General features: G+C 60.1%; 6 protein-coding genes and 1 pseudogene. All 7 read left to right on the top strand.

All coding sequences use genetic code 11. From position 1 onward, the window contains the following. A pseudogene (locus ACIOUG_RS24785) lies at window positions 1-120 on the top strand (elongation factor Ts); the annotation flags it as partial. Window positions 121-332: 212 nt separating this feature from the next. Further along, window positions 333-1,076 carry a UMP kinase gene (pyrH, locus tag ACIOUG_RS24780; RefSeq protein WP_003222124.1) on the top strand — a complete coding sequence of 248 codons (744 nt, stop codon included), beginning with the start codon at window positions 333-335 and terminating at the stop codon, window positions 1,074-1,076. After that, a complete protein-coding gene (gene frr / locus ACIOUG_RS24775; RefSeq protein WP_083366876.1) occupies window positions 1,073-1,630 on the top strand; it encodes a ribosome recycling factor in 558 nt (185 codons plus the stop codon). Before pyrH ends, frr begins: the two co-directional genes overlap by 4 nt. 14 nt (window positions 1,631-1,644) lie before the next feature. Then, window positions 1,645-2,400: a polyprenyl diphosphate synthase gene (uppS, locus tag ACIOUG_RS24770; protein ID WP_003222128.1), complete on the top strand. Its 756-nt coding sequence runs from the start codon at window positions 1,645-1,647 to the stop codon at window positions 2,398-2,400. After that, window positions 2,400-3,206: a phosphatidate cytidylyltransferase gene (locus ACIOUG_RS24765; protein WP_025110886.1), complete on the top strand. Its 807-nt coding sequence runs from the start codon at window positions 2,400-2,402 to the stop codon at window positions 3,204-3,206. Before uppS ends, ACIOUG_RS24765 begins: the two co-directional genes overlap by 1 nt. Next, complete coding sequence (gene ispC / locus ACIOUG_RS24760) at window positions 3,203-4,393, top strand: 1-deoxy-D-xylulose-5-phosphate reductoisomerase (protein WP_401069479.1); 1,191 nt, start codon at window positions 3,203-3,205, stop codon at window positions 4,391-4,393. The genes ACIOUG_RS24765 and ispC overlap by 4 nt, the downstream gene beginning before the upstream one ends. Before the next feature lie 54 nt (window positions 4,394-4,447). Beyond that, entirely contained in the window at window positions 4,448-5,800 is a 1,353-nt protein-coding gene (gene rseP, locus ACIOUG_RS24755) for a sigma E protease regulator RseP (RefSeq protein ID WP_401069476.1), read from the top strand. Window positions 5,801-5,905 lie beyond the last annotated feature (105 nt).

Below are 5,905 nucleotides of genomic sequence, written 5' to 3'. Positions count from 1 at the left end.
AACAAACGCGGCGCCGAAAACGCCACCTACACCAACTTCAAAGGAGCCGAAGGCATCGAGAAGCCCCTCGACAACTTCGCTGAAGAAGTTGCTGCCCAGCTGGCTGCCGCCAAGCAATAAGACGGTTTTTCAACTGTCGCCCGAAAGAGGCTGCCCGCTCACGCGCGCAGCCTCTTTTCAGATGGGGTTACCAATTTTTAATTGGTTTCCACCTGGAACTGACTTACAAAGCCATGTTCCGATGGCGCTGAAGCAGCGCCAAGCTAGAGTGAACGCCAGCTGTAAAACAGCTTGCAAAGAATTTTTTAAATACGCCGCAGGAGAGATTCGCAATGGCTCAGCAGGGCAGTGGTTATCAGGCTCGCTATAAACGCATTCTACTCAAGCTTAGCGGCGAGGCCCTGATGGGCTCGGAAGAGTTCGGGATCGACCCAAAAGTGCTGGATCGGATGGCGCTGGAAGTCGGCCAACTGGTCGGCATCGGCGTACAGGTCGGTCTGGTGATCGGCGGTGGCAACCTGTTCCGTGGCGAGGCCTTGAGCAAGGCTGGCATGGATCGGGTGACAGGCGACCACATGGGCATGCTGGCCACTGTGATGAACGCCCTGGCCATGCGCGATGCGCTGGAACGTGCCAATATCTCGGCCATCGTGATGTCGGCCATTTCCATGGTTGGCGTTACCGATCACTATGATCGCCGCAAAGCCATGCGCCACCTGAACTCCAAGGACGTGGTGATTTTCGCGGCCGGTACCGGCAATCCGTTCTTTACCACGGATTCGGCAGCCTGCCTGCGTGCCATCGAAATCGACGCCGACGTCGTGCTGAAGGCGACCAAGGTCGATGGCGTCTATACCGCTGACCCGTTCAAAGACCCGCATGCCGAGAAGTTCGATCATCTGACTTATGATGAAGTACTGGATCGCAAGCTGGGTGTAATGGATCTGACAGCTATTTGCCTGTGCCGCGACCACAAGATGCCGCTGCGCGTATTCAACATGAACAAGCCCGGCGCCCTGCTGAACATCGTGCATGGCGGCGCTGAAGGCACTCTGATCGAGGAAGGTCAACAATGATCAACGAAATCAAGAAAGACGCTCAAGAGCGCATGCAGAAGTCGATTGAATCGCTTGCTCATGCATTCGGCCAGATTCGCACTGGTAAAGCGCACCCGAGCATTCTCGGTAGCGTGATGGTTCCGTACTACGGGGCCGATACTCCGCTCAGCCAAGTGGCGAACGTCACTGTAAAAGACTCCCGCACCCTGCAAGTCGTGGCTTTCGAGCGCAACATGCTGGCGGCTGTCGACAAAGCGATCCAGAGCGCCGGTTTGAACCTGAACCCGACCAACCTGGGTGAGCTGCTGCTGATCTCCATGCCGGCCCTGACCGAAGAAACCCGTAAGGGCTTCACCAAGCAGGCGCGTGCGGCAGCTGAAGATGCACGTGTTGCGGTGCGCAATATCCGTCGTGATGCGCTGGGCGACCTGAAGAAGCTGGTCAAGGACAAAGAGATCAGTGAAGACGAAGAGCGCCGTGCGGCGGCTGATATTCAGAAGCTGACCGACAAGGCTGAAGCTGATATCGATGCGGCCACCAAGGAAAAAGAAGCGGATCTGATGGCCGTATAAGGGTCGAGTTTTAAATGGACAAGACCAAGCAGTCTGCGCCGTCCGCGGTGCCGCGCCATGTCGCGATCATCATGGATGGCAACAATCGCTGGGCGAAAAAACGCTTCATGCCGGGTGTCGCCGGGCATAAAGCCGGCGTGGATGCTGTGCGGGCGGTAATCGAGGTGTGCGCCGAGGCGAAGGTCGAAGTGCTCACCCTGTTCGCCTTTTCCAGTGAAAACTGGCAACGCCCTGCTGATGAAGTCAGTGCCTTGATGGATCTGTTCTTCAAGGCCCTGCGTCGCGAGGCCAAGCGCCTCAACGACAACAACATCAGCTTGCGCATCATCGGCGATCGCTCGCGCTTCCACCCTGAATTGCAGGCGGCGATGCGCGAGGCTGAGGCGATGACGGCCGGTGCCAACCGTTTCATCCTGCAAATCGCCGCCAACTATGGCGGTCAGTGGGATATTGCCCAAGCGGCGCAGCGTCTGGCGCGTGAAGTCCAGGCCGGGCATCTGCGTCCGGAAGACATCACTCCGGATCTGCTGCAGACCTGTCTGGCCACCGGCGACCTGCCGTTGCCGGATCTGTGCATCCGCACCGGTGGCGAGCACCGCATCAGCAACTTCCTGCTGTGGCAACTGGCGTACGCCGAGTTGTACTTCTCCGACCTGTTCTGGCCGGACTTCAAACACGAAGCCATGCGCACCGCGCTGGCCGATTTCGCTTCGCGCCAGCGTCGTTTCGGTAAAACGAGCGAACAGGTCGAAGCTGGAGCCCGGGTTTAATGCTTAAACAACGAATCATCACTGCGCTGATCCTGCTGCCGATCGCTCTGTGCGGGTTTTTCCTGCTCGAGGGTTCCGGTTTCGCGCTGTTCATCGGTCTGGTCGTAAGCCTGGGTGCCTGGGAATGGGCGCGTCTGGCCGGCTTCACCGCACAGTCGTTCCGCGTCGGTTATGCCGCTGTCGTCGCGCTGATGCTGTTCGTCATGTACGTCCTGCCGGGCCTTGCCCCTTGGGTGTTGGGCGCTTCGGTGTTGTGGTGGGCGGTGGCGACCTACCTGGTGCTGACCTATCCGCGCTCGAGCGAGCACTGGTCCACGGCGGCCACCAAACTGGTGATTGGCTTGCTGATCCTGCTGCCGGCCTGGCAAGGGCTGGTGCAGATCAAGCAATACCCGTTGGGTAACTGGCTGATCATGGCGGTGATGGTGCTGGTCTGGGGAGCCGATATCGGCGCGTATTTCTCCGGCCGTGCTTTCGGCAAGCGCAAGCTGGCGCCGCAGGTAAGCCCGGGCAAGAGCTGGGAAGGCGTTTACGGTGGCCTGGCGCTGAGCCTGGTGATTACCGCGATCGTCGGTCTGGTGCGTGACTGGACCGTGGGCGAACTGCTCAAGGGCCTGATCGGAGCAGCATTGATCGTATTCATTTCGGTGGTGGGTGACCTCACCGAAAGCATGTTCAAGCGTCAGTCCGGGATCAAGGACAGCAGCAACCTGCTGCCCGGTCATGGCGGCGTGCTTGATCGCATCGACAGCCTGACCGCTGCGATCCCGATTTTTGCCGTATTGCTGTGGATGGCTGCACCGTGAGCCGCCCGCAGCAGATTACCGTTCTGGGGGCCACCGGCTCGATCGGCTTGAGCACCCTGGACGTCATCGCTCGGCATCCCGAGCGTTATCAGGTTTTCGCGCTGAGCGGCTTCACGCGCCTGAGCGAATTGATGGCCTTGTGTATTCGCCATGTGCCGCAGTTCGCGGTGGTGCCGGAAGTGGCGGCAGCGCGTGGTTTGCAGGACGACCTGCGTGCTGCCGGCCTGTCCACTCGCGTACTGGTCGGGGAGGAGGGCCTGTGCCAGGTTGCCTCTGCCCCTGAGGTCGATGCGGTGATGGCCGCCATTGTCGGCGCCGCGGGCCTGCGCCCGACTCTGGCAGCGGTGCAGGCCGGGAAGAAAATCCTCCTGGCCAACAAAGAAGCGCTGGTGATGTCCGGCGCGCTGTTCATGCAGGCCGTGCACAAGAGCGGTTCGGTGCTGCTGCCGATCGACAGTGAGCACAACGCGATCTTCCAGTGCATGCCGCCGGATTTCGCCCGTGGTCTGGGGGCGGTTGGCGTGCGACGGATTTTGCTGACGGCTTCGGGCGGTCCTTTCCGTCAGACGCCGATGAGCGAGCTGGCGCATGTTTCGCCCGATCAGGCGTGTGCACACCCGAACTGGTCCATGGGGCGCAAGATCTCGGTGGATTCGGCCAGCATGATGAACAAGGGCCTGGAGCTGATCGAGGCCTGCTGGCTGTTCGATGCCAAGCCGTCGCAGGTCGAGGTGGTGATTCATCCGCAGAGTGTGATTCACTCGCTGGTCGACTATGTCGATGGCTCGGTGTTGGCGCAGTTGGGTAACCCTGACATGCGCACGCCGATTGCCAACGCATTGGCCTGGCCTGAGCGGATCGACTCGGGTGTGGCGCCGCTGGACCTGTTTGCCATTGCACGTCTGGATTTCGAAGCACCGGACGAGCAGCGCTTCCCTTGCCTGCGCCTGGCGCGACAGGCGGCAGAGGCTGGCAACAGCGCGCCGGCCATGCTCAATGCGGCCAACGAAGTGGCGGTCGCGGCGTTTCTCGACGGACGCGTTGGTTATCTGGAAATCGCGAGTATTATCGAGGACGTGCTGAACCTCGAGCCAGTGGTTGCACTGGCGGATCTGGAGGCGGTGTTTACCGCAGACGCGAAAGCGCGGATTCTGGCCGAACAGTGGCTGAGTCGTCACGACCGCTAGGCGTTGCAGAACCATGGTTTCACGCGGCACTGAACAGGATTGCGGAGAAAGTAGATGAGCGCGCTCTATATGATTGCCGGCACCCTGATCGCTTTGGGTGTGCTGGTCACCTTTCACGAATTCGGCCACTTCTGGGTCGCGCGTCGCTGTGGCGTCAAGGTTCTGCGTTTTTCCGTGGGCTTCGGCATGCCCCTGCTGCGCTGGCACGACAAGCAGGGCACTGAGTTTGTCGTCGCCGCGATTCCGCTGGGCGGCTACGTCAAAATGCTCGACGAGCGTGAGGGCGAAGTCCCGGCCGATCAGCTTCATCAGTCCTTCAACCGCAAATCGGTGCGCCAGCGTATCGCTATAGTCGCGGCGGGACCGATCGCCAACTTCCTGCTGGCCCTGGTGTTTTTCTGGGTGCTGGCGATGCTCGGCAGCGAGCAGATCCGTCCGGTCATTGGTGCCGTCGAGTCCGGCAGCATCGCGGCCAAGGCCGGTTTGACTGCCGGCCAGGAAATCGTCGCCATTGATGGCGAGCCGACCTCCGGTTGGGCGGCTGTCAATCTGCAGCTGGTTCGTCGTCTCGGGGAAAGTGGTGCCTTGCAGTTGCTCGTGCGCGAGCAGGGCTCTACGGCGGATACGCCGCGCGAGCTGGCCCTCGATCACTGGCTAAAAGGCGCTGACGAACCTGACCCGATTCGCTCGCTGGGAATTCGTCCATGGCGTCCGGCCTTGCCGCCGGTACTGGCCGAACTCGATCCCAAAGGCCCGGCGCAGGCCGCCGGTCTGAAAACCGGTGATCGTCTGTTGTCGCTGGACGGCGTGGCGCTGAATGACTGGCAGCAGGTGGTCGATACCGTTCGTACGCGTCCTGATACCAAAATCATGCTGCGCATCGAGCGCGACGGTGCTCAAATCGACATCCCGGTGACCCTGGCTGCGCGTGGCGAAAGCAAGGCGCCAAGCGGTTATCTCGGGGCTGGCGTCAAGGCTGTGGACTGGCCGCCGGAAATGATCCGCGAGGTCAGCTATGGTCCGCTGGCCGCGATTGGCGAGGGTGCCCGTCGTACCTGGACCATGAGCATCCTGACGCTGGACTCACTGAAGAAAATGCTCTTCGGCGAGCTCTCGGTAAAAAACTTGAGTGGACCGATAACCATTGCTAAAGTGGCGGGCGCTTCTGCCCAGTCGGGCGTTGCTGATTTCCTGAATTTCCTTGCTTATCTGAGTATTAGCCTGGGGGTTCTGAATTTGCTGCCCATTCCTGTACTGGATGGGGGGCATTTGTTGTTTTATCTGATTGAGTGGGTGCGTGGTCGCCCCTTGTCGGATCGGGTGCAAGGTTGGGGGGTGCAGATCGGTATCAGTTTGGTGGTCGGAGTGATGTTGCTTGCTCTGGTCAATGATCTGGGTCGACTGTAAAGCTTCGCTGAATTGCGAATCTGCCGCATTTTGCGGCAGTTTGTTTATTGCCAGTTGGTATTAGAAAGGACTTCATGAAAGGTCTGGTGCTTACTGCGGTGCGGA

It is taken from the genome of Pseudomonas sp. NPDC087803, from assembly GCF_044742995.1.
Lineage (GTDB): Bacteria > Pseudomonadota > Gammaproteobacteria > Pseudomonadales > Pseudomonadaceae > Aquipseudomonas.
Note: the sequence above shows the minus strand (reverse complement) of the source record. Positions and strands in the feature narration are given on the sequence as shown.